Annotated in this window: 28 protein-coding genes; 12 read left to right on the forward strand and 16 right to left on the reverse strand. The window is 64.5% G+C overall.

Annotated elements, in window-relative coordinates; all coding sequences use genetic code 11:
• Positions 1 to 12: 12 nt before the first annotated feature.
• From glcF to IVB18_RS44230, 3 genes are all read right to left on the reverse strand, one after another.
• A complete protein-coding gene (gene glcF, locus IVB18_RS44220) occupies positions 13 to 1,335 on the reverse strand; it encodes a glycolate oxidase subunit GlcF (protein ID WP_247986353.1) in 1,323 nt (440 codons plus the stop codon).
• Positions 1,332 to 2,570 (reverse strand): FAD-binding protein, encoded by a 1,239-nt coding sequence (locus tag IVB18_RS44225; RefSeq protein ID WP_247986354.1) that lies wholly within the window; start codon positions 2,568 to 2,570, stop codon positions 1,332 to 1,334. Before IVB18_RS44225 ends, glcF begins: the two co-directional genes overlap by 4 nt.
• Positions 2,571 to 2,642: 72 nt before the next feature.
• On the reverse strand, positions 2,643 to 4,136 hold the full coding sequence (locus IVB18_RS44230; RefSeq protein WP_247986355.1) for an FAD-linked oxidase C-terminal domain-containing protein: 1,494 nt from the start codon (positions 4,134 to 4,136) through the stop codon (positions 2,643 to 2,645).
• 250 nt (positions 4,137 to 4,386) lie between these two features.
• On the opposite strand from IVB18_RS44230, the gene cycA reads away from it, so the two are divergent.
• Positions 4,387 to 4,782 carry a cytochrome c-550 CycA gene (cycA, locus tag IVB18_RS44235; RefSeq protein WP_247986356.1) on the forward strand — a complete coding sequence of 132 codons (396 nt, stop codon included), beginning with the start codon at positions 4,387 to 4,389 and terminating at the stop codon, positions 4,780 to 4,782.
• Positions 4,783 to 4,800: 18 nt separating this feature from the next.
• Here cycA and IVB18_RS44240 read toward each other — a convergent pair whose 3' ends face one another.
• Positions 4,801 to 5,757: an alpha/beta hydrolase gene (locus IVB18_RS44240; RefSeq protein WP_247986357.1), complete on the reverse strand. Its 957-nt coding sequence runs from the start codon at positions 5,755 to 5,757 to the stop codon at positions 4,801 to 4,803.
• A 327-nt stretch (positions 5,758 to 6,084) separates the two neighbouring features.
• Between IVB18_RS44240 and IVB18_RS44245 the strand changes: the two genes are divergently transcribed.
• The gene (locus IVB18_RS44245) at positions 6,085 to 6,267 is read left to right on the forward strand and encodes a hypothetical protein (protein ID WP_247986358.1); all 183 of its coding nucleotides are present in this window, start codon (positions 6,085 to 6,087) and stop codon (positions 6,265 to 6,267) included.
• A gap of 23 nt (positions 6,268 to 6,290) precedes the next feature.
• On the opposite strand, the gene IVB18_RS44250 is transcribed toward IVB18_RS44245, so the two are convergent.
• The 3 genes from IVB18_RS44250 to ykgO form a co-directional block, all read right to left on the reverse strand.
• Complete coding sequence (locus IVB18_RS44250; RefSeq protein WP_247986359.1) at positions 6,291 to 6,554, reverse strand: hypothetical protein; 264 nt, start codon at positions 6,552 to 6,554, stop codon at positions 6,291 to 6,293.
• 124 nt (positions 6,555 to 6,678) lie between these two features.
• The gene (locus IVB18_RS44255) at positions 6,679 to 7,317 is read right to left on the reverse strand and encodes a tetratricopeptide repeat protein (protein ID WP_247986360.1); all 639 of its coding nucleotides are present in this window, start codon (positions 7,315 to 7,317) and stop codon (positions 6,679 to 6,681) included.
• A gap of 101 nt (positions 7,318 to 7,418) precedes the next feature.
• Positions 7,419 to 7,544 (reverse strand): type B 50S ribosomal protein L36, encoded by a 126-nt coding sequence (gene ykgO, locus IVB18_RS44260; protein WP_006611362.1) that lies wholly within the window; start codon positions 7,542 to 7,544, stop codon positions 7,419 to 7,421.
• Positions 7,545 to 7,836: 292 nt separating this feature from the next.
• Between ykgO and IVB18_RS44265 the strand changes: the two genes are divergently transcribed.
• The 3 genes from IVB18_RS44265 to IVB18_RS44275 are packed head-to-tail and all read left to right on the forward strand — an operon-like array spanning position 7,837 to position 9,964.
• Positions 7,837 to 8,721, forward strand: coding sequence for an amidohydrolase family protein (locus IVB18_RS44265; RefSeq protein WP_247986361.1), 885 nt, complete (start codon positions 7,837 to 7,839; stop codon positions 8,719 to 8,721).
• A gap of 13 nt (positions 8,722 to 8,734) precedes the next feature.
• Positions 8,735 to 9,475, forward strand: a complete 741-nt coding sequence (locus IVB18_RS44270) for a haloacid dehalogenase type II (RefSeq protein WP_247986362.1) — start codon at positions 8,735 to 8,737, stop codon at positions 9,473 to 9,475.
• Positions 9,476 to 9,496: 21 nt separating this feature from the next.
• On the forward strand, positions 9,497 to 9,964 hold the full coding sequence (locus IVB18_RS44275; RefSeq protein ID WP_247986363.1) for a YbaK/EbsC family protein: 468 nt from the start codon (positions 9,497 to 9,499) through the stop codon (positions 9,962 to 9,964).
• Between the two features lie 6 nt (positions 9,965 to 9,970).
• Here the strand turns inward: IVB18_RS44275 and IVB18_RS44280 are convergent, their stop codons facing one another.
• Entirely contained in the window at positions 9,971 to 10,318 is a 348-nt protein-coding gene (locus tag IVB18_RS44280) for a hypothetical protein (RefSeq protein ID WP_247986364.1), read from the reverse strand.
• 96 nt (positions 10,319 to 10,414) lie between these two features.
• Positions 10,415 to 11,401, reverse strand: a complete 987-nt coding sequence (locus tag IVB18_RS44285) for a tripartite tricarboxylate transporter substrate binding protein (protein ID WP_247986365.1) — start codon at positions 11,399 to 11,401, stop codon at positions 10,415 to 10,417.
• A 167-nt stretch (positions 11,402 to 11,568) separates the two neighbouring features.
• Between IVB18_RS44285 and IVB18_RS44290 the strand changes: the two genes are divergently transcribed.
• A complete protein-coding gene (locus IVB18_RS44290) occupies positions 11,569 to 11,826 on the forward strand; it encodes a hypothetical protein (protein ID WP_247986366.1) in 258 nt (85 codons plus the stop codon).
• Here the strand turns inward: IVB18_RS44290 and IVB18_RS44295 are convergent, their stop codons facing one another.
• Positions 11,827 to 12,762, reverse strand: coding sequence for a LysR family transcriptional regulator (locus tag IVB18_RS44295; protein ID WP_247986367.1), 936 nt, complete (start codon positions 12,760 to 12,762; stop codon positions 11,827 to 11,829).
• Positions 12,763 to 12,880: 118 nt separating this feature from the next.
• Between IVB18_RS44295 and IVB18_RS44300 the strand changes: the two genes are divergently transcribed.
• From IVB18_RS44300 to wrbA, 3 genes are all read left to right on the forward strand, one after another.
• Positions 12,881 to 13,633 (forward strand): SDR family oxidoreductase, encoded by a 753-nt coding sequence (locus tag IVB18_RS44300; RefSeq protein ID WP_247986368.1) that lies wholly within the window; start codon positions 12,881 to 12,883, stop codon positions 13,631 to 13,633.
• A 30-nt stretch (positions 13,634 to 13,663) separates the two neighbouring features.
• Positions 13,664 to 14,362 (forward strand): pirin family protein, encoded by a 699-nt coding sequence (locus IVB18_RS44305; protein ID WP_247986369.1) that lies wholly within the window; start codon positions 13,664 to 13,666, stop codon positions 14,360 to 14,362.
• A 70-nt stretch (positions 14,363 to 14,432) separates the two neighbouring features.
• Positions 14,433 to 15,032, forward strand: coding sequence for an NAD(P)H:quinone oxidoreductase (wrbA, locus tag IVB18_RS44310; protein WP_247986370.1), 600 nt, complete (start codon positions 14,433 to 14,435; stop codon positions 15,030 to 15,032).
• A gap of 267 nt (positions 15,033 to 15,299) precedes the next feature.
• Here wrbA and IVB18_RS44315 read toward each other — a convergent pair whose 3' ends face one another.
• Positions 15,300 to 15,767: an Lrp/AsnC family transcriptional regulator gene (locus IVB18_RS44315; RefSeq protein ID WP_247986371.1), complete on the reverse strand. Its 468-nt coding sequence runs from the start codon at positions 15,765 to 15,767 to the stop codon at positions 15,300 to 15,302.
• A 123-nt stretch (positions 15,768 to 15,890) separates the two neighbouring features.
• On the opposite strand from IVB18_RS44315, the gene IVB18_RS44320 reads away from it, so the two are divergent.
• Positions 15,891 to 16,433: an alpha/beta fold hydrolase gene (locus IVB18_RS44320; RefSeq protein ID WP_247986372.1), complete on the forward strand. Its 543-nt coding sequence runs from the start codon at positions 15,891 to 15,893 to the stop codon at positions 16,431 to 16,433.
• A gap of 57 nt (positions 16,434 to 16,490) precedes the next feature.
• Here the strand turns inward: IVB18_RS44320 and IVB18_RS44325 are convergent, their stop codons facing one another.
• The 4 genes from IVB18_RS44325 to IVB18_RS44340 form a co-directional block, all read right to left on the reverse strand.
• Positions 16,491 to 17,375 (reverse strand): methyltransferase domain-containing protein, encoded by an 885-nt coding sequence (locus tag IVB18_RS44325; RefSeq protein WP_247986373.1) that lies wholly within the window; start codon positions 17,373 to 17,375, stop codon positions 16,491 to 16,493.
• An 82-nt stretch (positions 17,376 to 17,457) separates the two neighbouring features.
• On the reverse strand, positions 17,458 to 18,603 hold the full coding sequence (locus IVB18_RS44330; protein WP_247986374.1) for a GNAT family N-acetyltransferase: 1,146 nt from the start codon (positions 18,601 to 18,603) through the stop codon (positions 17,458 to 17,460).
• Positions 18,604 to 18,757: 154 nt separating this feature from the next.
• Positions 18,758 to 20,110 (reverse strand): O-antigen ligase, encoded by a 1,353-nt coding sequence (locus IVB18_RS44335; protein WP_247986375.1) that lies wholly within the window; start codon positions 20,108 to 20,110, stop codon positions 18,758 to 18,760.
• Positions 20,111 to 20,151: 41 nt separating this feature from the next.
• On the reverse strand, positions 20,152 to 21,219 hold the full coding sequence (locus tag IVB18_RS44340) for a glycosyltransferase family 1 protein (RefSeq protein ID WP_247986376.1): 1,068 nt from the start codon (positions 21,217 to 21,219) through the stop codon (positions 20,152 to 20,154).
• A 239-nt stretch (positions 21,220 to 21,458) separates the two neighbouring features.
• Here IVB18_RS44340 and IVB18_RS44345 point away from each other — a divergent pair, with 239 nt between their 5' ends.
• Positions 21,459 to 22,445: a glycosyltransferase gene (locus IVB18_RS44345; RefSeq protein ID WP_247986377.1), complete on the forward strand. Its 987-nt coding sequence runs from the start codon at positions 21,459 to 21,461 to the stop codon at positions 22,443 to 22,445.
• Positions 22,446 to 22,460: 15 nt separating this feature from the next.
• On the opposite strand, the gene IVB18_RS44350 is transcribed toward IVB18_RS44345, so the two are convergent.
• Positions 22,461 to 23,489: a glycosyltransferase family 2 protein gene (locus IVB18_RS44350; protein ID WP_247986378.1), complete on the reverse strand. Its 1,029-nt coding sequence runs from the start codon at positions 23,487 to 23,489 to the stop codon at positions 22,461 to 22,463.
• Between the two features lie 406 nt (positions 23,490 to 23,895).
• On the opposite strand from IVB18_RS44350, the gene IVB18_RS44355 reads away from it, so the two are divergent.
• Complete coding sequence (locus tag IVB18_RS44355; protein ID WP_247986379.1) at positions 23,896 to 24,681, forward strand: class I SAM-dependent methyltransferase; 786 nt, start codon at positions 23,896 to 23,898, stop codon at positions 24,679 to 24,681.
• Positions 24,682 to 24,804 lie beyond the last annotated feature (123 nt).

Here is a 24,804-nt window from a genome sequence, read left to right on the forward strand (position 1 = left end):
CGGGACGAAAGCTCAGCTCGACGAATTCAATGCCGGCCGCGACCCGCCCGTAGCCCAATCGAGAAGCTCAATCGTGTGTACGACCGGAACTGACGTGCCACTGGCAATCTGCACCATGCAGCCGATATTGCCCGCGGCAATCATGTCCGGCTTGACGCTCGCGATGTTGGCGACCTTGCGATCGCGCAACCTGCCCGCAAGGTCGGGCTGGAGAATGTTGTAGGTCCCCGCCGAACCGCAACACAAATGGCTCTCCGGTACATCTTTCACCACGAATCCATTCTTGGAAAGCAATTCTTTCGGAAGTGCCGTGATTTTCTGCCCGTGCTGCAACGAACAAGCCGAGTGATAGGCGACGACGATGTTGTCCTGTCGCGCAGGCGACGCGAGTCCGAGACCGGCGACATATTCGGTGATGTCCTTGGCGAGTGCGGAGACCCGCGCCGCATCGGCTGCGAAGGCGCGATCCTCGCGCAGGAGATAGCCGTAGTCCTTGATCATCGTGCCGCAGCCGGAGGCCGTCACCAGGATGGCGTCGAGCCCCTCGCCTGCGGCTTCCGCCCCCCAAGCCGCCACATTGGCGCGGGCGCGCGCGAGCGCATCCTCGTCGTGGCCGAGATGATGGGTCAACGCGCCGCAGCATTGCTCGTTCTTGACCAGCACGACCTCGATGCCATGGCGGGTGAGCAGGTTGATGGCCGCCTGGTTGATGCGCGGCGCCAGCACCTGCTGGGCACAGCCCTGAAGCAGTGCGACCCGGCCGCGCTTTTTGCCGCGCGCCGCGAACACGCTGCCCGCGGCGGGGCCCGGCGACGGCAGGCGGCTCGGGGCCAAGGCCAGCATCGCCTTGATGCGCTCGATCAGACCCGGCGTGGCCGACGGCCGCGGCGTCGGCAGGAACACGGCAAGAGGCCGTGCCAGCCGCGCCAGCCGCATGCTGGCGCGGAAGCGCCGCGGGTCCGGCAGCACGAAGGCGAGCACCTGGCGCAGCAGTCGCTCGGCCAGCGGCCTCCGATAGCGCTGCTCGATTCTGACCCGGGCCTGGTCGACGAGGTGCATGTAGTTCACCCCGGACGGACAGGTCGTCATGCAGGCAAGGCACGACAGGCAGCGGTCGACATGCTTGACGACCTCCGCGGTCGGCGCCTGGTCCTTCTCCAGCATCTCCTTCATCAAATAGATGCGGCCGCGCGGACTATCGAGCTCGTCGCCGAGCAGCACATAGGTGGGACAGGTTGCGGTGCAGAAGCCGCAATGGACGCAGGCGCGCAGGATCTTGTCGGCTTCCGCGATGTCGGGGTCGGCGAGCTGCGCGAGAGTGAATTCGGTCTTCATGTCGCACCGCCCCGCGTCAGCCGTCCCCGGTTGAGAATGGCCTTCGGATCGAAACTGGCGCGGACCCGCTCGCTCAGTGCGGCAACGCCCGGGCCTTGCGGATGGAACACATCGACACTGTGCCTGACGTCCTCGGCCGCACGGATCAGCGTGGCGTGCCCGCCGACAGCGCCTGCGCGCTGGCGCACCGCCGGGGCGTGCGCATCGCCCTTCGGCGGCAGCGCCGCCCAGATCAACCCGCCGCCGCAATCGTAGATCACGTCGCCGCCAGTCTCGCGCGCCAATTGCCCTCCGAGCGCCGCGCCTGACGCCGGCGGGCAGACGATCCGCCAGACCGGCCAGGCGCCCAGCGCGCCGCCTGCCCCGAATGGCAGGACGTCGCGGATCGTGGCCCATAGCGTGGAAGATGCAGCGTCCTCGATGAGGGTCGCAGCCCCGAATGGCGCCAGCAATTCGCGCAGCGAGCCGGCGCGATGGGCGGCGGAGGCCGTGATGCCTTCGAGCCGCAGCACAGTCAGCGCCTCGCCCTGGCCCGCGATCTCGCCGAGCCCATCGGTCTTGGCCCGGAACGCCGATTTCGGCAGATGCGCGGCGCCGGAGACGTCGAACGGCGAACCGAGCGCCGCGGTCATGGCCTTGTTGGCGGCGGCATCGTCGAGCCCGCCGAGCAGCAGCGTCCGCTCGGCTTCCGGCTTCGGCATCACCTTCAGCGTGACCTCGGTCATGACCGATAGCGTACCCCAGGAGCCCGCAAGCAGCTTGCAGAGATCGTAGCCGGTGACGTTCTTCACCACCTTGCCGCCGGTCTTGAAGCTGTCCCCGAAGCCGGAGACGGCGTGCGCCCCGAGCAGATGGTCGCGGGCCCCGCCCGCCTTGATACGCCGGGGCCCGGCCAGCCCGGCCGCGATCATGCCGCCGACGGTTCCGAGCGCAGGCGTGCCGAGCAGGGGTGCCGTATTCATCGGCTCGAAGGCGAATTGCTGGTTCTTGGAATCGATCAGCGAGAGCACGTCCGCAATCGGCGCGCCGGCCTGGAGCGTGATGATCAGCTCGTTGGGCTCGTAGGAGGACACCGCGCTCAGCGCGGAGATGTCGAGCACGGCGTTGGTCGCCATCGCATGGCCGATGACGCGCTTGCTGCCATGCCCGATGATCTCGAGCGGCTGCTCATTGGCAATCGCCGCGCGCACCACCTCTTCGACGTCTTTGGCGTCTCTGACCTTGAGCGTATCCACGACTGAGCCGGTAGCGAAGTTTACAGTGGAAATCAAATTTGGCGCATTGCAGCGAAGGCGCGATGCCGTGAGCTAGAACCGCGGGATATCCGGAAACGCCAGCTTGCCCGCATGGACGTGCATGCGGCCGAGTTCGGCGCAGCGATGCAGCGTCGGAAACACCTTTCCGGGATTGAGCAGGCCCTGCGCGTCGAAGGCGCATTTCAGCCGCTGCTGCTGGTTGAGGTCGATCTCGCTGAACATCTCCGGCATCAGGTCGCGCTTCTCGATGCCGACGCCGTGCTCGCCGGTGAGCACGCCGCCGAACTCGACGCAGGCGCGCAGGATGTCAGCGCCGAACGCTTCGGCGCGTTCGATCTCGCCGGGCTTGTTGGCATCGTAGAGGATCAGCGGGTGCAGATTGCCGTCGCCGGCATGGAACACGTTGGCGCAGCCGAGCTGGTACTTTTCCGAGAGCTCGCGGATACGCGCCAGCGCCTTCGGCAGTGCGCCGCGCGGGATGGTGCCGTCCATGCAGAGATAGTCGGGCGAAATGCGGCCCACGGCCGGGAACGCGGCCTTGCGGCCGGCCCAGAACAGGTTGCGCTCGGCTTCCGAGGTGGATATCTGGCAGGTGGTCGAGCCGCAGCCGTTCGCGATCGCCTCGACGCGGCTGATCAGTTCGTCGACCTCGATGGAGGGGCCGTCGAGCTCGATGATCAGGAGCGCCTCGACATCGAGCGGATAGCCGGCATGGACGAAGGCTTCCGCGGCATGGATCGCGGGCTTGTCCATCATCTCCATGCCGCCGGGAATGATGCCGGCGCCGATGATGCGCGCCACGCATTCGCCGGCCGCCTCGACTTGCGCGAAGCCGACCATCAGCGCGCGCGCCGTCTCCGGCTTTTGCAGGATGCGCACCGTGATCTCGGTGATGACGCCGAGCAGGCCTTCGGACCCCGTGATGACGCCCATCAGATCGTAGCCCGGATTTTCCGCCGACTTGCCGCCAATGCGCAAAATCTCGCCGCTCATCAGGACGATTTCGCAACCCAGCACGTTGTTGGTGGTCATGCCGTATTTCAGGCAGTGCACGCCGCCGGAATTCTCCGCGACATTGCCGCCGATCGAGCACGCGATCTGCGACGACGGATCGGGCGCGTAATAGAAGCCGGCATGCGCGACCGCCTGGCTGATCGCGAGATTGGTGACGCCGGGCTCGGTGACGACGGCGCGATTGTCGAAATCGATCTCGCGGATACGCTTGAACTTGCCGAGCCCCAGCAGCACGCCGTCCTCGAGCGGCAGCGCGCCGCCGGACAGCGAGGTGCCGGAGCCGCGCGGCACCACCTTGATGCCCTGCCCGGCACAATATTTCAGGATGAGCGAGACCTGCTCGGTCGTATCGGGCAGCACCACGACCATCGGTGGCTGCCGATAGGCCGTCAGCCCGTCGGATTCATAGGCCAGCATCTCGGCGGCGCTGTCGATCACACCTTCGCCGGGCACGATGGCGCGCAGCGCGGCGACGATCTCGGCGCGGCGCGCAAGCACAGCCTGGTCGCTCGCAGGCATCATGATGGCCATTGGGTGTTCCTTCCGGCTGACCCGGCATGATCGATTTGTTCCGACAAATCAACCACGTCCACGGTGGTTTGGGTAGGCCATCCGAAGCTCGAATCGGCAATCGGCTGCGAGTTCGCTCTGGGACAAGTTGGAAATCGTGAAACCTGTCATGGTTTCGTGGCTTGTCCAAGCCGAGCGGGCCATGCCAAAACCGGCAGGTCCGATGATCACCGACCATAAGACCCACCAGGGAAGAGACGAAGAGCACCCGATGAAAAAACTGACTTTTGGCGCACTGATGATCCTCACCGTGACTGCCACGGCCTCCACTGCGATGGCGCAGGATGTCGCGGCCGGCAAATCGTCCTTCAACAAATGCCTGGCCTGCCACGCGATCGGCGAAGGCGCCAAGAACAAGGTCGGCCCCGAGCTCAACGGCCTCGACGGCCGCAAGTCGGGCACCGCGCCGGACTACAGTTACTCGGACGCGAACAAGAATTCCGGCATCACCTGGAACGAGGCCGTGTTCAAGGAATACATCAAGGACCCCAAGGCCAAGATCCCCGGCACCAAGATGGCGTTCGCCGGCATCAAGAACGAGAACGAGATCAACAATCTCTGGGCCTACGTGTCGCAGTTCGACAAGGACGGGAAAACTAAGCAGTAGGCGCGTAAGAGGCGGCCGCTAATCGGCGGCCGCCTGCACTGGGACGATGTCACCGATCATCGTCTCGATTTCAGTCTTCACGAGATCCGGCACCGCGTTCTGCACCATGTGGCCGAGATCGGGCAGCACGATCAATCTTGCATTCGGCACCGTCGCGGCGAACGGGCGTGCGTGGATGCTGGTCGAGACGGTCTTGTCGGGCTCGCCGGCGATGATCACGACCGGCACCTTGATCTCGTCGTAGCGCGCGACTTGCGCGGCGACCGATTCCTTCAGCGTCACCAGATCATAGGCATTGGCGATGAACTCGCGCGGGCGCAGCAACAGCGGCGTCGCCGAATCCCTCACGAAACCGTCCGGCATCACCTGAGGCAGGAAGACATTGCGCGCACCGGACTCGGCAACGAAATATCCGAGCGGCAACGTGACGGTGTAGGCGAGCAGCGGGCCGATCACCGGCGTTGCGATGATCTCGTTATAGCGGCCGACGCCGCCGCGCCAGGGATGGGTCACCGGCGCCAGCATGACGAGGCCGGCGACCCGGTGCGGATGATCGAGCGCCAGCCGCGCGCCAAGCGCCCCACTCCAGGAGTGCACGAGGACGATCGCGCGCGCGATGCCAAGCTTGCCAAGCGCCTCGTCGATCATGCGCGCCTGGATTTGCGGCGTCGAATCCTCCCGCCGCGCACGCGTGCTCCAGCCATGACCGGGCCGATCGATCAGGATGACGCGATGGTCCTTGGCGAGGAGGTCGCCGAGCGGACGCCGCATCGCTTCGAGATTGGAGCTCGCGCCGTGCAACATCACGATCGGCGGACCCGCGTCGCGTGGACCGATATCGACGACGTGAAGCGTCGCGCCGTCGACCTCGACCATGTCACCTTGGGATGGAAAGGCGCGCTGGAAGGCGAAGACGCCCGCCTGCGTGACGAGCGCCAGCAGAACCAGCGCCGTCACGACGAAAATCAAGATCATGGAGAGGGTCCGAGCGGTCCAGGGCACATGGCAGTTACGGTCTCACAGATGGGTAGTTTCGCCGCCAAGCCCGTCGGGTTTCCACCGAAATGCCGGGGCTGTGGATATCCCTAGAATCGCGACAGGCAAAAATGCTGTAAAATCAATGATCTTTCCGGTGGGCCGCCAGCCCCGGACCAGCTTCATGCGCACGTCATCGCCCCTTCCATATAATCGCCACGGTCGGTTCGGCCATCTAGAGGCGGATGGGCGCCGATCATCCTCGCAATCCACAGGAACGCGGGAACGACCGGCAGATTGCCCTGGTTTGAACCGGAGGATGTTTCGATGAGTTTGATATCCAAAGATGCCGCGATCGATGAAATCGTCGCGAGCTGCAATGGCGATCTGCGCGGCGCGGTGCGGGCGCTGCTCCTGATCAACGAGCATCTCGAGGCGGAGCTTGCGAAACTCTATGCCGCAGCCGCTGATCACAGCCTCGCCGAGCGCGGCAACAACGTCCTGCACTAGACCGGATATTGACCGGACAAGGTCTAGTTGGCGCCGTCCTCGTCGCCTTTGTCCTCGTCGGGATTGACCGCGGGACAGGCACGGATGGTCGAGCGGGCAAGCTTGGCATCGGCCCTGGATTTGTAAGGACCGTCGCCGAACCAGATGTCGCCTATGATCACGGGATTGCTGGTCACGATGTTGCATTTGCCGGTGGCGCGATTGCCGACCACCCAGAACAGACCGTCGGCGAGGCTCACCGTCCCCGACGCCAACAGCAACACAGCTGCAAAGATCGAACGCTTCATGGCTTTGCTCCTGCCATGCAGGTAGGCCTACGGCAGCCCCGGCAATACCCCTCGCGACGCGACGCATGTGATCGTGGTTAATCGCCGCGCGCCGCAATCGCTCGAAAGATGAACGAGTTATAAGCTAGATGTCGCGGCCTTCGACCTTCTCGGTCAGAGACTTGACCTGGTCGGGTATCTTTTCGAGGTGCGGATTGACGGCGAGCGCCTTGCGGTAGGCCTCGAGCGCGCGCTTCTCGTCGCCAACCTCCTGCATGATCATGCCGAGGCCTGCGAGCGCACCGAAATGGCGAGGTTCCCGGATCAGCACTTGCTGGATGTCGGCAAGCGAGCGGCCATAGTCGTTCTGCATGTAGTAGAGCGTGGCGCGGCGGTTCCACGCCTCGATATAGTCAGGCCTGAGCTTGATGACTGAATCCAGCAGCTTGATCGCGATCTCGATCTTCTGCGCGTCGACCGCCGTCTTGGCCCGCGCCATCAGCAGCGCCGCAGTGTCGCTCGGCGTCTGGATCCAGATCGCCCAGATCCGCGCCTCGACATGCTTGGCGCTGACGTCGTCAGGGGCGGCCTTCAGCGCGCCGAACAGGAAATCGAGATTCTTGGTGCGGTCGACCTTGGGAAGCTTGGCCGGCGCCTCGGGGAGCTTCTTCTGCTTGCCCGGAGCAGCCGGCGGATCATCTTGCGCCAGCGCCGGAGCGAGGCCGGCGGTTCCCAGAATGAGGGCCAGACACAGGGTGCGCGCGAAAAGGAATCTCACTGCCATGGTCGAAGTCTAAACGCGCAAAGCCGCCCTTGCAAAGCAGGGCGGCGTCAAACTCGTGTGAACCGTGGTCTTGCGGAGCGCGCGCGGGCCCTCGGCAGGGATCAGCCCTGGCGAGCCTTGAAGCGGCGCTGCACCTTGTTGATCACATAGACCCGGCCCTTGCGGCGGACCAGGCGGTTGGCGCGGTGACGACCGCGCAGCGATTTCAGCGAGTTACGGACCTTCATGGCAGAATCCTGAACGTTCGAAAGGCCGTGTTCGGCACTACCGTTTCGGCACGCGCGAATGTGGCAAAATGAGATTTTCCCCGCCGGCGGACGACCGCCCGGGACGGGGCGGTTCTTAAGGCATCGCAGGACCGGATGTCAATGCGAACCGGTCATTCCGAGCCGATTAACCTCGGGAAAGGGCTGAAACGGCCCCATCGCCGCAATCGGCGCGTCCAGGCCGAGCGAAGCCGAGCCTTGCCAATTTCGTTATATCATATAATCAATTTGGCAACCTGTCGGGAGGAAACCAATGCCGAAGCTGAAGCTGCCCAATATCGACGACCTCGTCGCGATCGACATCCACACCCATGCCGAGGAGCCCTGCGGCACCCACCCCGACGACGGCTATGACGACTTCCAGGCGCAGATGGCGGACTATTTCAAGTCGCCGCACAAGCATCCGCCGACCGTGCCGGAGACCGCGGCCTACTACCGCTCCAAGAACATCGCCGCGGTGATCTTCCCGGTCGATGCCGAGCGCGAGACCGGCTTCCGCCGCTACAACAATTACGAGATGCTGGAGGTCGCCTCCGACCATCTCGACGTCCTCATTCCCTTCGTCTCTATCGATCCGCACAAGGGCAAGCTCGGCGTCCGCGAGGCGCGCAAGCTGATCGAGGAATACGGCGTCCGCGGCTTCAAATTCCATCCGACCATGCAGGGCTTCTACGCCAACGACCGCATGGCGTATCCGCTCTACGAAGAGATCAACAATGGCGGCGCGATCGCGCTGTTCCACACCGGCCAGACCGGCGTCGGCTCGGGCATGCCCGGCGGCATGGGCATGCGGCTGAAATTTTCCAACCCGATGTACATGGACGACGTGGCCGCGGATTTCCCCGACCTCAAGATCATCCTCGCGCACCCCTCCTTCCCCTGGCAGGAGGAGGCGCTGTCGGTCGCAACCCACAAGCCGAACGTCTATATCGACCTGTCCGGCTGGTCGCCGAAATACTTCCCGCCGATCCTGGTGCGCTATATCAACTCGATCCTTCAGGATAAGATGCTGTTCGGCTCGGACTGGCCGGTGATCACGCCGGACCGCTGGCTCGCGGATTTCGCCAAGATCGAGATTCGCGACGAGATCCGGCCGAAGGTGCTCAAGGCCAACGCGCGCAAGCTGCTGGGAATCTAGCGAAGAGGTCAGCGTGACGATCAAAGCCGTCGTCTTCGACGCCTACGGAACGCTCTACGACATCCAGTCGGTCGCAGAGATCACCGAGGATGCGTTTCCAGGCTACGGCGAGATCATCACGCAGGTCTGGCGGATCAAGCAGCTCGAATACACCTGGTTGCGCTCGCTGATGCGGCGCTACCAGGACTTTGCCGCCGTCACGCGCGACTCGCTCGCCTATACGCTGCGGGTGCTCGGGCTCGCCTATGACAGCGAGGCGTTCGAGCGCGTGATCGAGAAATACCTGCACCTCGATCTCTACCCGGACGCGGCGGCCGCGCTCGCGGCGCTGAAGCCGCGCAAGCTCGCCATCCTCTCCAACGGCAGCCCGGACATGCTCAATGTGCTCGTGCGCAACTCCGGTCTCGACCGACTGCTCGATGCCACCATCAGCGTCGATGCGAAGACAATCTTCAAGCCAAGTCCGGAAGCCTATGCGCTGATCGGCGAGATGCTCGGGACCGAGCCGAAGGAGGTGCTGTTCGTCTCCTCCAATCCCTGGGACGTCGCCGGCGCGAAATCGTTCGGATTGAACGTCGCCTGGATCGAGCGGGTGACGCCCGAGGCGATGGCGCTGGCTTGCGTGGAGAACGAACTCGTGGCACCGCTGACGATGTTCAAGGCGATCCGGACCCAGATGGATGAGCTAGGGTTCGCGCCGGATCATCGTGTCCGCTCGCTCTCCGAGTTGCCCGGGATCGCCGCCCGCCCATAAGTCCGCAATGAGCTGCCTGGAATGAGCCTGCAATCCGTTCGCGATTTCTTCGCCGAGAAAGCCCCCGACATATCAGTCATCGAATCCCCGATTAGCTCGGCGACGGTGACGCTTGCAGCCGAAGCCTATGGCGTCGAGCCCGGGATGATTGCCAAGACGCTGTCGCTGCGGATCGGCGAGCGCGTGATCTTGATCGTTGCCGCCGGCACGTCGCGCATGGACAACAAGAAGGTCAAGGCGCAGTTCGGCGGCAAGCCGAAGATGCTGGGGCTGGAAGAGGTCGCCGAGATCACCGGCCACGAGGTCGGCGGCGTCTGCCCGTTCGGGCTGAAGGCGCCGCTGCCGATCTATTGCGACGTGTCGCTGAAGGCGTTCGACGTGGTGGTGCCGGCCGCAGGCTCGACCCACAGCGCCGTGCGCATCACGCCCGAGCGGATGGCCGAGCTGACCGCGGCCGAATGGGTCGACGTCTGCGAAGTCAGGCCATAGAGCCGGCTAATCGTCCTCATCATAGGGCCGCGGCTGCGCGGGCGGAGGCGGCGCGTTGTTGTAGCGCGGTGGCGGCGTAGCGCGATTGCGCGGGGCTGGCTGCTGTGGCTGGGCCTGGTTGTTCGACTGGAACACCGCGCGGCACGCGCTCGATAGCTGCGGCGTGTTCTGCTGCAAGCAGGCCACGATGCGGTTCGTGTCGGGAATCTGGTCGCTGCACAGGCGCCACACATCAGGTGTGCAGGCCATCTGCTGTTCCATCGTGCCGCGATATTCCTGTGCGAACGCCGCGCCCTGCGCCGCGATGCCGCCGATCGCAAGCGCCACACTCAGCGCCATCCGCTCTGCTCGCATATCCCAATTCCTTCCCGAATCTCTCGAATTCTCTTCAATCAATGAGACGCGGGTAGGTTCTGGAGCAACAAAAAAATGTGAAAACGCGGTTGGAACCTATTCGACCTTGCCGATCTTTTTCACCGCCGCGATCAGCCGCGCGCTGTCGGTCGCCACGAATTGCGAGAACGCCGGCGCGTCCTGATAAGCGACGAGACTGCCCGAGGTATCGAAGGCCTTGAGCACATCCGGACTCGCCATCACCTGCGCCATCGCCTCGCGCAGGCGGCTCGCGATCGGCGCCGGCAGCGCGCTCTGCGCGAACAGGCCGGCCCAGATGTACATCTCGACATCCTTGTAGCCGAGTTCCTGGAAGGTCGGCACGTCAGGGAAGCTCGCGATGCGCCGCGCACCGCAATTGCCGAGCACGCGCAGCTTGCCGTCGTCGACCTGCGGCTTCAGCGTGCCCGGTGCCGCCGCGATCGCCTGCACGGTACCGCTGAGGATCGCGGTCAGCGCGGGACCTGCGCCGCGGAACGGCACGTGCAGCAGCTTGATGCCGGCGCTGTTCGCGAACATTTCCATCGCCACATGCAGCGTGCCGTAAGGCCCGGACGAGCCATAGGTGATCTGGCCCGGACGCTTCTTTGCATCCTCGACGAAATCCTGCGCCGTCTTCCATGGCGCCGAGGCCGGCACCGCAAGTAGCGTGGGATCGGCCAGAACGCGCGCGATCGGCATGAACTGCGAGACTTCATAGGCGACGGGCCGGTCGAACAGCCGGTCGGCTTCCGGCAGCACCGCGAGCGAGGACAGCGTCATCAGCAGCGTATAGCCGTCGGGCTCCGCGCGTGCCGCCGCGGCGTTGCCCACCGATCCGCCGCCACCGCCCGCACGGTTGTCGACAATGACCGCCTTGCCGAGGATCCGCTCCAGCGCCATCGCCACGGGGCGCGCCGCAAGATCAGCCTGGCCGCCGGCCGGAAACGGTACGATCATGGTGATGTTGCGGGCGGGATAGGTTTGGGCGAAGGCCGCGCTGGGCAACGCAGCGTGCGCTAACGGTACCGCGGCAACAGCGCGCAAGAGATCGCGTCGATTCATGGCAAGCCCCTCCCCCGAGTTTCTTTTTTCGCTCACAGCCTAACGTGGCGATCCGCAAGCACAAGATGGCTCCGCCCCCGTCGGCCGCCTTTACGAAGTGTTAGCCGTGTTCGGCGCGGCCAGGAACGCATCCGTGGACCCACCGTTCCCCCGCAGGGAGTGGAGTGATGAGGGAACTTGGGACCATCGACGTCGCATTGGACGAGATGCTGGTCAATCTCGCTGCGATCGTGCTGCGGCTTTCAAAGCCGGACGTGACGCAAACCCCGGAAGCGCGGCGCGCATTGGCGCAGTCCGTCCATCAATATGCCGTTTGCGCGCGGCGCTCGACCGACCCGCGTGTTCATGAATTGAAAACGCAGCTGGAAGAGACGCTGAAGCCAGCCTTGCGAATCGTCGCAAGCGACGGCGTGAAAGTCTCGTAGTCAGACCGCTTTGGATTTTCCACTTGTCCGCCGCTTGCAGGTGCCCGGCAGTTTCGCGGCGAGAAAATCGCCGAGCGCCTCGACGCGCGCGGGGCGCGGGCCGCCGGGCGGCGTCACCAGATGCACGGCGCCTTCGGCCTGCTTCCAGTCCTTGAGGATCACTTCGACTTCGCCGGAGGAGATGGCCTCGCCGACGATGAATTCGGGGAGCTCGGCGATGCCGAGGCCGGCGATCAGCGCCGGCATCACCGCTTCACCATTGTTGACGCGAAGCTGTCCGCCCGGGCGCACGCTGGCCTGCTCGCCGGCCGAATTGGTGTAGTGCCAGACGTTGGGCGTGGAGAGATAGGCGTAGCTGAAGCATTTGTGCTCAGCCAGATGCATCGGGTGGGTCGGCCGGCCATGACGCTTGAGGTAGGACGGCGCGGCCACCGTGAAGCGCGGCATGGTGAAGAGCCGCCGCGCGATCAGCGAGGAATCCGGCAATCGCGCGATCCGCACCGCCATGTCAAATCCTTCGCCGATCAGGTCGACGGTCGCATCGCTCAGATGCAAATCGACCGACACCTCCGGATAGGCTTCGAAGAACTCGGGCAGCAGCGGCGCCACCGCCTTCACCCCGAACGTCATGGGCACCGCGAGCCGCACCAGTCCGCGCGGCGCCACCGACTGCGCCAGCGCTTCGTTCTCCGCCGCCTCCCCGTCGGCCAAGAGGCGCGTCGCCCGTTCGACGAGCTTTTGGCCGGCATCGGTCAGCGCGAGCCGGCGCGAGGTGCGGTTGAACAGCCGTGCGCCAAGCCGCTCCTCCAACCGGGTCACCGCCTTGGACACCGTCGCCTTCGACATTGCGAGTTCACTGGCGGCCGCCGCAAACGACCGTAATTCCACGACTTTTGCGAAAATCGCGAGCGCCTCGAAATCGGGGAGTTTTGCCATGGGAACCGATCCGAAAGATCTATTTAAGGAAACAATGCGTTTCGACAGTTTCTATTTCTATACCACGGTCGGAGGCTTATCCAAGGGTCGATCGCAATTCCAGGAATGGAGAAATCCAATGACCAAGAAGCTCTCGGGCAAGGTTGCCCTCGTTACCGGCGGTTCGCGCGGCATCGGCGCGGCCTCCGCTCGCGCACTTGCCGATGAAGGCGCTGACGTCGCCATCAGCTATGTCGCTTCGCCCGAAAAGGCGGAAGCTGTCGTCACCGAATTGAAGGCCAAGGGCGTCAAGGCCCGCGCCTTCAAGGCCGACCAGGCCTCCGCCAAGGACGTGGCGCAACTCGTCAAGGACGTGGCGAAGGAATTCGGCCACCTCGACATCCTCGTCAACAATGCCGGCGTCGCCGCAGGCGGCGCGATCGACGACGCGAACGCCGATACCGACGCGCTGGCGCGCCAGGATGCGATCAACGTGCATGGCGTGATCGCGGCGATCCGTACTGCCTCGCAGTTGATGGGCGACGGCGGCCGCATCGTCACCGTCGGCTCGATGCTCGCCGACCGCGCCTCGTTCCCGGGCCTCGCCGACTACGTCGCCACCAAGGCCGCCGTGGTCGGCTACACCAAGGGCGCGGCACGCGACCTCGGCCCGCGCGGCATCACCGTTAACGTAGTGCAGCCCGGCTCGATCGATACTGACATGAATCCGAAGGATGGCGGCGAGTTCGCCGAGACGCAGCGCAAGCAGCACGCGCTGCAGCGCTTCGGCCGCCCCGAGGAAGTCGCAGCCGGCGTGGTCTTCTTGGCGAGCCCGGAAGCCTCCTTCGTCACCGGCACCGTGCTCAACGTCGACGGCGGTTTTGGCGCCTGACGTCATCCGTTCAATCAAGGAATTACGCAGATGATCGAACTCAGACCTTTTGAAAAGCTCGGCGGCGCCGATCACGGCTGGCTCAAGGCCAAGCATCATTTCTCCTTCGCAAGTCACTATGACCCGAACAACATGGGTCACGGCGCCTTGCGGGTGTGGAACGACGACGAGATCGCACCGAACACCGGCTTTCCCGCCCATCCTCACGCCAACATGGAAATCATCACCTATGTGCGTGAAGGTGCGATCACCCACCAGGACAGCCTCGGCAACGAGGGGCGCACCGAAGCGGGTGACGTGCAGGTGATGAGCGCGGGGAGCGGCATCCGCCACTCCGAGTACAATCTCGAGCCGACGAAGACCCGGATCTTCCAGATCTGGATCGAGCCTGTCGCACGCGGCGGCCAGCCGACATGGGGCTCGAAGCCGTTTCCGAAGGCGGACCGCTCGGGCAAGCTCGTCACCATCGCGAGCGGCGACGAGAACGACAAGGACGCGTTGCCGATCCGCGCCGACGCGCGGGTGCTCGCGACCACACTGAAGGCCGGCGAAACGGCTGAGTACTCGGCTCAGAAGTCGCGCCACCTCTATCTGGTGCCGGCGGCAGGCGCGGTCGAGATCAACGGCGTACGCGTCAACGCCCGCGACGGCGCCGCGATCCGCGACGAGGCCAGCCTGAAAATCATGGCCCTGGAAGATTCCGAGATCGTGCTCGTCGACGCGGCTTAGGCGCTCTCCGTCATGGCCGGGCATGACGGTCCAACAACCAACCCATCAAATCTACACAACGGAGACCATCATGACCAAAGTTCTCGTCCTCTATTATTCCGCCTACGGCCACATCGAAGCGATGGCGAATGCCGTCGCCGAAGGCGCGCGCGAAGCGGGCGTCACCGTTGACGTCAAGCGCGTGCCCGAGCTGGTGCCGCCCGAGGTCGCCAAGGCTTCCTACTACAAGGTCGACCAGGCCGCGCCGGTCGCGAAGATCGAGGACCTCGTGAACTACGACGGGATCATCGTCGGCACCGGCACCCGCTTCGGCCGGATGGCCTCGCAGATGGCGAACTTCCTGGACCAGGCCGGCGGGCTCTGGGCCAAGGGCGCGCTGCACGGCAAGGTCGGCGGCGCCTTCACCGCGAGCGCGACCCAGCATGGCGGCCAGGAGACCACGCTGTTCTCGATCATCACCAACCTGCTGCATTTCGGCATGGTCGTAGTCGGCCTCAACTATGGGTTTGCCGGCCAGATGAAGCTGGACGAGGTCACCGGCGGCGCGCCCTACGGCGCCACCACGATCACCGGCGGCGACGGTAGCCGCCAGCCCAGCGCCAACGAACTCGCCGGCGCGCGCTATCAGGGACGCGCGATCGCGGAGACCACCAAGAAGCTTCACGGCTAAGCTTCACGGTTAAGCTTCGTGATCGACTGCATGGCTGATGCGACGTGGGCGGCATTCTCTCTCGGGAATGCCGCCCCATCTAACGTTGCGGAGCAACGCGCATGGCCTTCGAAATCCTCTTGATAGTACAGATGATCCGCAGGCCCGCCCAGGCACTGGCGCGCCGCTGGTATTGCCGCAGCCTATTCCGCGCCTCGCGCGGCCGGCTCCATTGCGCCGGGTGCACGGGGGCGTGAAACCTGCGCGCTGCGACACGATCGTCCTGGGCTAGCCAACCTTCTTGATGAGTTCACGACCAATCGGCCGCACCGGCTCGCTCCGCAGCACGAGCGATGTTGTGACGGCACCAAAGCCAGCAATTCGGTCCACGATCGTCTCCAAGTCCTCCGGCGCCGGCACGAGCACCTTGAGCACGAAGCAATCCTCGCCCGTCACCCGGTGGACTTCGACGATGTGAGGAATCTCACCGAACTTCTTCAGGCAGGTCTTGATGTGCTCGTGCGAGGTTCGCAGCCGTATCAGCGCCATCAGGCCGAGCCCCAGCGCTCGCGGATTGATCCTGGCGCCATAGCCTTCAATGATGCCGGCCTCCTCGAGACGCTTGACGCGCTCGGAGACTGCCGGCTGGGACAATCCAACCGAACGGCCAAGCTCGGACAAAGGCACACGCGCATTCGCCTGGAGCGCCTCCAAGATCCTGAGATCCTTGCCGTCTATGCTTCCTGAACGATCCAAGCGAATTTCTCCGTCCGACCTTGAGATTATCGGCAAATGATCGTTTCCGCCGATGACTCGCCATGTGATCCATGACCCGGATCGATCACACTGCATCGTCATCCCAGATATCACGAGACACGCATGCGCGAAATGATCACCCTGCCTGGCATCGGAGGCTCCGGAGACGCCCACTGGCAGACGGCTTGGGAAGAAGCAGATACGCGCTTCGCACGCTTTCAGCCGGCGAGTTGGGATCAGCCGGAGCTTGGCAACTGGATACAATCCCTGGAGCGAGCGATCGAGAACTGCGCGGAGCCACCCATACTCGTCGCGCACAGCCTCGCCTGTCTGCTGGTGGCGCATTGGGCAACAAGCTCCCGATCGACGATTGCCGGAGCATTCCTGGTGTCCGTCCCCGACCCGGACGGCCCCCAGTTTCCGGTGGCGGCCTCCTCGTTCAAGTCGGCTCCGGCAAGACCGCTGCAATTCCCCTCGCTCATCATCGCAAGCACCGATGATCCCTACAGCACGCTTGACGTTGTACGGCGACGGGCGAACGAATGGCAATCCGAGCTGACCGTCGTCGGTGCACTCGGCCACATCAACGCATCAAGCGGGTTGGACGATTGGCCGCGGGGTCGCACGTTGCTGGATGCCTTTTGCGCAAACCTCGCAAAACGATGAACGAAGGCGAACGGGGTCCTCCGGCGCACGCGGGATCGCGACGCGTTACGCCGAGCGTCAGGCCTGCGTGATGTCGGCGTGGGGCCGGACAGGATCCGTAGGTACCGGCGCAGGCGCCGTCGAAAGCCACCAGCCCTCACCGGCAAACCAGCATGTCGCGTCGGGTGCGTCCCCTCTGCGCAACGACTGCACGCTCTCCCACCCTTTTGCGAACGCCTCGGCCAATCGCCGGCCGGCATCTGCATCCTGTAGTCCCGCGCAGCCGATGAACTGGGCTCGACCCAGGAATTTGGCGGACCAGATCACACCCTGATCGGGGCGCGTAATCATCAACATTCCACCGTGCACGCCCTCCGGCGCCAACGGAAACACCAGCCGCCCGCCGGGCCGCAGTGCATCGAGCCATTCCATGGCCGGCTGCGCCGCGCCCGCACAGACATAAATCACATCCACGCTGGGCAAATCGGACGCAATGCCCGAGCGCTCGCGCAGCTCGACTACGGCGATGTCTTTCAAATTCTCACGCGCGAGCGCCGCCAGGCGTTCGTCGATCTCATAGGCGTAGACGCGGCCGCCGGGACCGACGAGCTCGGCGAGAATTGCGGTGTAGTAGCCGGTTCCCGCACCGATCTGGAGTACCGTCTCGCCTTTCCTCACGGCGCAGCCGCTGAGCCAATAAGCGTGCGCACCGGGCATCCCGATATTGAGACCGCGCGTGCTATCGAGCGCCAGCAACGTGTTTTGATAGATGAAGGCGGGATCATCGTCCGGCGTCGCGACATAGGGGTGACCGCCAACCGAGATCGACCACGGCCCGGGTCCGACGAAGGGCTCGCGTTCAACCGTACGAAAGGCCTGCTCGATACGGGGATCCGCGGTCCTGGCCGCGGCGCAGATCAACTGCGCATAGAATGCACGATATTTTGCCGAACGATCTTCCATGTCGCCTCCGGGCAGCGAAGGCTATGATAGCACAACGATTGCGATATTCGAATGACCGCTGCAATCCGGGGCTTTGCGCGCTCTACTGCGCGGCCTTGCCCATCGCGCGCGCCGCCAAGGCGGCGAGCCTCGGATGGCGACGCAGCCCCTGCGCGGCATGGTCGCGCCAGACAAAAGGCAGGCCGCGCCAGGACAGCGCGACGCTGACATCGGTGAGCGGCACTCGCTCGGCGCCGAGGCGGCGCTTGTAATCCTGATTACCGATGCTGAGATCGAAGCGGCGCACGCCCTGCTCATGCAGCGCCTCCATGGTGCGTTCAGTCGCGAGCAGTCCGGGAGAGAAGTTCGCCCACGTCTTGCCGGAATGACTGATGCGCAGCAGGAAATAGGTCGCGCCGTACCTGACGCCGAGCGTACTGGCGACGATACCCTTGTCGCAGACCAGCGCCGAGATGACGGCATAGCCTTCAGCAACACCCTGGCGCGCCACCTCGCGATAGAATCGGGCGTGAGCATCGTCGTTCAGCACGAACGGCGAGCCGAGCTGTCTCATCCGCTCTTCTTGCTGGACGTCCATCACATCGAGGAACTCGCGCGCGCGCTCGACATCCGTGGCGATCTCGAACCGCGCGCTGCCAAGACGGGTGAAGACGCGCCAGCACCGCGGCAGCTGCAGGCGCCTGAGCGACGCCCGATAGTCCGCATAATCGTCGCCCGTCAGCACGACATTGCCGTTGAGCGAGCAGGATCCGACGCGGCCAAGCGACACCAGCGGGTTCGGCTTGCCGCCGACATGGGCCGGCATCTTCTTCAGGCGCAACAGATCGAAGCGGTCCGGCAGGGCGCGCAACGCATCGACCAGCGCCGCGCTGATTGCACGCGTATCGGCGGCATCGAACGTGGCGTCGCATGCAAGGATCGGCGCGTTGTTGTCGGAGACGTCGAGATCGGCGAATTCGACGACGCGGATGCCGCGCCGCGTGTGGCTGATCATCGGCACCATCGCGATGTCCCTGCCGGTGGCGGCATCGGACATCACGGCAATCAGTGGCGCGACGCCGTGAAACGCCTCGTACCAGGCGGCGAGCCAGTAATCATGCTGGAACGCGGTGCGATGGCCTGCGTGCAGGCGCGATGCGGCCTGCCGCCAGTCACGTAAGAAATCCACTGAGATTCCCGACGTGCTTGACACCCGACCATCTAGTTGCTCAAGGCTGAGAAACGCCATCCGTGCCGGGCATACAGTTACTGATCATTTCCAGATAGATTATGTTTTGGCGCAGACCACAAGTTACGTCGCTGCTTATCGTTAAGCCGATACCGTCACGACGCGCGCGCTGTCCTTCATGTCCCGATATGAAACGCGCGGCTGCGACAAGCTGTCAGCGCTCGGGTTCCATTTGCTCGACGCATTGGAACCTCGCCAGGAAGTGCAGCCCTGCCACAGCGAGGGCGAACATGAACCAGATCGGATTCTGCCGTTCCAGCAGGAAGGTTTCGGTCGTCCCGTAGTACAGGCCGAACAGCCAGATGGTCAGGAACAGCTTTGTCAGCGCAGCGCTGTGGCTGTGAGCCTGCGCCGCCTGAAAATTCCTGAGCGGCGCGAGCGCGAAGATGAGGATCACGAGGACCAGCCCCGGCAGGCCGATGGTGATGGCGAGATCGAGGTAACTGTTGTGGCTGTGCGCGGCGGTCACGGCCCATTCGGAGCCTTTGGCGGTCTGCCGCTCGGTCACGTCGTCCCAGAACGCCGCATAGCCGTGGCCGACGATGGGCTTTTCCGCGATGGCTGCCAGCGCGAACTCCCAGATGTCGGAACGGCCGGTGAAGGTGGGGTCGACCGGAAGCAGCCGTGTGATGGCCCCAAGGCCGGGGCTCAAGACGCTGCCGACCGTCAGAAGGTTCATCACGATCAGCGGTACGAAGCAGATGATCCGCTTCAGCCACAGGCTTCGCGTGACGTAGACGAACGACGCCAGGGCGTAGATGGTCAGACACAGCACCGACGACGTCTTGCCGCCGGTGAAGATCAGGAAAATGCCGGCAAGCGCGGCGATCACGGGCCCCAACACGAACGAGCCGACGGCGGACAGATAGATGCCGACATAGACCAGGATGCTCATCACGGGCGAGGCGACGTTCTTGTGCCCGAAGCTGCCGCGCCAATCGCCGGCGAGCTGCGGCTCGGTGATGTCGAGTGCGGTGTGGATCGAATATTGCGGCGCGAGGAAGACGCCGAGATAGCACAGCACCAGCAGCACCAGCGCTGCGCCGCCGAGACACAGGTTGAAGCTTCGCTGCGTCGGCGGCAGCAGCGGGAGGAGGACGGCGAGCGAGGTCACGCTGGCCGCCAGCACGAACCGCTGGATCGACACCTCGCGGCTCTCGGAAAGCACCACATTGATCAGCATCCAACCGATGAAGCAGAGGTGCAGCGGGGTCACCAGGGTCTTCAGCGAGGGCGCATCGGTGGCAACGGCGAACAGCACCGCAACGGCGGCCAGCAATCCAAAGGAGATGTAGTTCAGCGCCATCCGCCCGCCGACGACGTTGGCGACGTCCTCGCTGCGCAGGTCCGGAAACGGATCGAGCGTCACCAGCACCAGCAGCAGGGCCGCGACCGCGACGAGGCAGCGCGCCGCCTGCACGACATTCAGCCCCACAATCGCGTCGCGCAGCGCGTGGCTGTACGATCGGGCCTCGACGTCGGTCATGTCAGCGGTGCTGCGATCCATGGCTCAAGGCCGGTGTGATGAAGCCGGGGAAGCTTCAGGTCTTAGCCCATCCCCGTTAACCATCCGTCAACCAGCATGCCGGAACCGGTCGACACCGCATGCTGCCGCGCCACGCTCCGGGCGATCTCGTAATATTGCAGCGCTCGCTGCTCTAGGGTGAGATTGTCCAGCACATAGGCGCGCGGATCGAAGGTCTTCTCGGTGCACCCGGTCCAGAAATCCCCCCAGCGATCGTCGAAGCCGGTCCGGTCGACGAACTTGAGGCCGCAGCGCGCATCCCAATACGGCACCGACGACACCGGCTCGAACTGGACGCGGTGCGGGAAGTAGTCGGGATCCGGCCACGGGCCGCCGGGATCCCAGGCGAACACCGGTACGCCGCAAGACAAGGCCTGCTGGTAGGCGATGCCCTGGCTCTCGTTCTGGCACAGGAAGATCATCGCGCGCGAACGCTTCAGCGCCTCCTGATAATCCTCCTCCTTGTAGCTGCCGTAGCGCAGCTCGATGAATGAGCGGCCCTCCTTGACGAGCCGGGCGCGGACCGGCTCGACCAGTTCGGGCACGTAACGCTCGCGGTCCCAACTGACCTTGTCGTAGAGCAGGACGTCGATGGTCTTGTCGCGCGGGCGCGACGGCGCCCACAGCTCCGTATCGATGCCAACCGGCCAGGCTTCCGTGTCGGGCCAATATGGCCGGTACATATCGGCGTACCACGGGCCCGGCACCACCACCTTCTTCACCGGCAGGCGCTTGAACAGGTCGGGATCGTCCAGAGGATGATTGTGGGCGGCGACCCCGAGCAGGATCGGGTTCTTCCACGCGAACTTGTCGAGCAGGAAGGTGCGGCCGATGATGCAGGCAACTTCCTCGGGATGCTGCGCGATATAGCGGTAGTCGTTGACGCGGTAGCGGATGTCGAGCCGGTCGAGCCCGGCGCAGAGATTGAGGAACACGCGAAGCTGCCCGCTCATGCGCGGCTCGCCGAACAGCATCCGGCGCGCCATGCGCCGCAGATGCCGGTCGCCGGGAAACCAGCGGTCGTCCTTGTCCTCGTAGAAGAGGTTGAGGACCATGTCGTCGGGATCGTAATCGAATGTCTTTGCGGGCACTGGAGTCCATCCGCGGCAATCAGGCCCGCACTCTCGCATGGGACCGGCTGTCGCACTTCTCGAAACCTGCGACAGACTTAACGCCACGGGCTTAACGCTAATCTACGAAACCGGCGTTGCGCCGGCCATCGCAGCAACGATGAGAGCGCTATGCGGGTATCATCCGCAACGGCCAAGGCTACGACTGCAGCTCCGAGGGGGGCGGCCTGGTTAACAGATCCTTAAAGACGAGCCGCCGCTTGACCACCGCCGACGATATGCTCGATTCACCGGCCACTGCGCTTGCGGCCGAAGGCGCGCGCGACGCGCTGCCGGCGACTTCGGTCGCGCCGGTCTCTGTCGTCATTCCTGCCAAAAATGCTGCCGCCTATATCGGCGAGACCATCGCAAGCGCGCTGGCGCAAGGCGACGTCACCGAGGTGATCGTGGTGGACGATGGCTCGACCGACGACACCGTTGCGATCGTCCACGCCATCCGTGATCCGCGGCTGCGCCTGATGAGGAACGATGCCGCCGGTGTATCGGCCGCGCGAAACCTCGGCGCACGGAATGCCGGCGGTGACTGGCTGGTCTTCCTCGACGCCGACGACCGCCTGCGTCTCGGCGCGGTGACGACGCTGCTGGCGGGTGCCCGGGCCGCACCGCGCGCGGTTCTGGTCTATGGCGACTACGACACGATCGACAGCGAGGGGCGCCCGATCGGCCGGCGCGACCTCTTGAAGGGACGCCTCAAGCCGTCCGGCCACGTGCTGGAGCGGCTGGCCACCGGCAACTTCATCGTCAATGGCGGCATCATGCTCGTCCGCACCGGTGCCTTTCGCGCGACAGGCGGCTTCGACACTTCGCTGCGATATTGCGAGGATTGGCATTGCTGGTGCCGCCTCGCCGCGATCGGCGAGTTCGCATTCGTCCCGGAAATTCTGCTCGACTATCGTCTGCACACCGCCAACACCATGAATGCGGCGGTGCGGACGCCGCAGGATTTTCTCCCGGCGGTCGCGCGCGTGTTCAGCGACAAATTGATTCTGGCCAAGCTGCCCGCGGATGCTGCGCCTCGGCTGCGCCGGGCGGCCGAGATCCATCTCGTGACCTATTCGGCCACGCAAGCGATCCGCTTCGGAAGGTATCGCGACGCTCTCACCTATCTCGGCATGGTCGGCCGGCGGTCGCTCAAGGCGATACCGCGGTCCGCGACCAAGATCGCGCTCGCCTATTTTGGAATCTAGTCGGTCAGCGTAGCTTCAGGACACGATCTTCGAAGCTTCATAGGGCTTCGGCTCGAGGCCGAAAGCGGCGAGCGCAGCGCCAAGCGCGACCATCACGGGGTGCATCGCGACGACGGCCTTCGACGTCGGCAGCAGGCGAGCCGCGCGAACCAGCGATAACGGCAACCGTCCGAGCATCTGCGCAAACACCCGCGCCTTCGCTGCCGCGCTCCGCGCGGCCTTGTACTGCACGCGATAATTGATCGCACCGATGCGCAGACCACGCTTCGCGATCCAGCCGAGACTGGTGCGGCTCTGCGGCACAGTCTCGGTGATGACGGCCTCCGCCGTCCAGTGGAATGTCATGCCGGCATCGCGGCAGCGGACGAAGAAATCGCAGTCGCCGCCACCGAGGAAATTGAAGCGGAGATCGAAGGCGGGAGGGCCGAACCGCTCAAACGCCGCGCGCGTGATCAGGCAGTTGCCGCAGCCATAGATCAGCGGCACGGCGCCGCTATAATCATAGGCGGGACAAAAGGCGGGGTGACGCGCGAGCCAGGGCAGGCTGTCGTCGTCGAAGACCGGAAGCACCGGTCCGCCGACAACGTCGGCGCCAGTCGCCTCACAGGTGCGAACCATCAGCTCGAGCCAGTCGGGCGAGGCGATCTCGTCGTCGTCGATCATGAGGAAACGGGTCGCGGCGGGAAACAGCGCCTGCGCGGTCTCGAACGCGGCGTTGATCGCCTGGCAATTGCCCTGCCGCTGCTCGACCAGGCAGATGCCCTGGAGCTTGCCGGCGGCAAGAAACTCCGCGGCAACCGGCGCGCTCTCGCGCCGCGCGGCATCGTTCTCGACCATGACGACGGCGAAGGAGTGCGGGGTGCGCTGAAGGACGAGCGACTCCAGCGTCAGCCGCAGATGCTGCGGGCGGCGGAAGCAGGGAATGCAGACGACGATACCGACCGACAGGTCGATGACGCGCGAGCTCGCGGCGATCTCCCGGTTGGGATCGCGCACGGCGTCCGAGATCCGGTTGGCGGACAGGTCTGTCGGGATCAGCGTCATGGCGTTCTAGATGCCCGAGATATGTTGAAAAAGCCCTGCGTCAATCGCATGCATCGGCGCCGTCCCGCGACGGCACAGTGCCACGGGACCGACGCGTGCCAAAATGAGCGGCCCGCTTCAGCGACAAAGCGACCCCTGTTGCCGATATTCTCAGGCATGCAACCCTATCACCAAGCGCTTAACCGCTTTCGCTCGTTTTCCCTATGAATCCTGGCGCGTGTGATATTGCAATTTCCAGTCCACCGTCCGGCGACGGTGCGATACGGAAGATACTGTAGTTAATGCCTCTGCACATTAACCCGACCGTAAGCACCGCGACCGGTGACGCCGCGCGGCATCGGATTTGCTCTTCGGGCACGTGAGATTTTTCCTGTAAATTTGAGTCGAACAAGTGCGGTCAAAAAACATGAACAAGCCAGCCACGATCGATTTCACGACAGCGACCCCCGCTCCGGCACAGACCCAGGCGCTGCTCGACCTGGTCCCCGGCGAAGCCCGCGACAGCCTGCTCGCCATTCACGAGGTGCTGCGCCGCGAGTTGCCGCAGGGACGGCTTGCGACCTACGAGGCCGGTGGCGGCTCCAGCAGCTTCCTACCCGTGGACGTGCTGAGCCGCAGCCACGTCACCGTCGTCGACATCGACGAGGACCAGGTCCGCAACAACACCTACGCGGACGAGGCGATCCTAGGTGACGTGCAGACCTACCGCTTTGGCCCGGAGACCTTCGATATCGTGATCTGCTACAATGTGATCGAGCATCTGCCCGACGTCGAAGCCGCGCTGTTGAACTTCCGCGATGCGCTCAAGCACGGCGGGATGATCCTGATCGGCGCGCCCAATCCGCGCTCGCTGTCCGGCGTCGTCACCAAATATTCGCCGCACTGGTTCCACGTCTGGTTCTACCGGAACATCCGCGGCATCAAGACCGCCGGGCTGCCCGGCGAAGCGCCGTTCCCGACCTTCTTCCACCCGCTGGTCACGCTGTCGAAACTCGAGGCGTTCGCGACCACCCACGGCCTCGAGATGATCTACCGCCGTGAGGTCGAGAGCCCGCGCTATCCCGAGATGCGCCAGCGCAAGCCACTGTTCGCCGCCCTCGTCGATGCCGGGGCTGCGGTGATGAACGCTGTGCTCCCGCGCGGCACCGACGTCCGCCGCGGCGACTATCACGTCATCCTGCGAAAGCGCTGACGACCATGGCGCGCCCGCGGAGTAACGAACCGTTAATCTCCGGGGAGCCGACGCATCCAAAGCGTCACAACGACGCGCCACACAGTGACATGCGCTTAAACGCTTTGTTTGCCATTTCGGTGA

The organism is Bradyrhizobium sp. 186, assembly GCF_023101685.1.
Classification (GTDB): domain Bacteria; phylum Pseudomonadota; class Alphaproteobacteria; order Rhizobiales; family Xanthobacteraceae; genus Bradyrhizobium.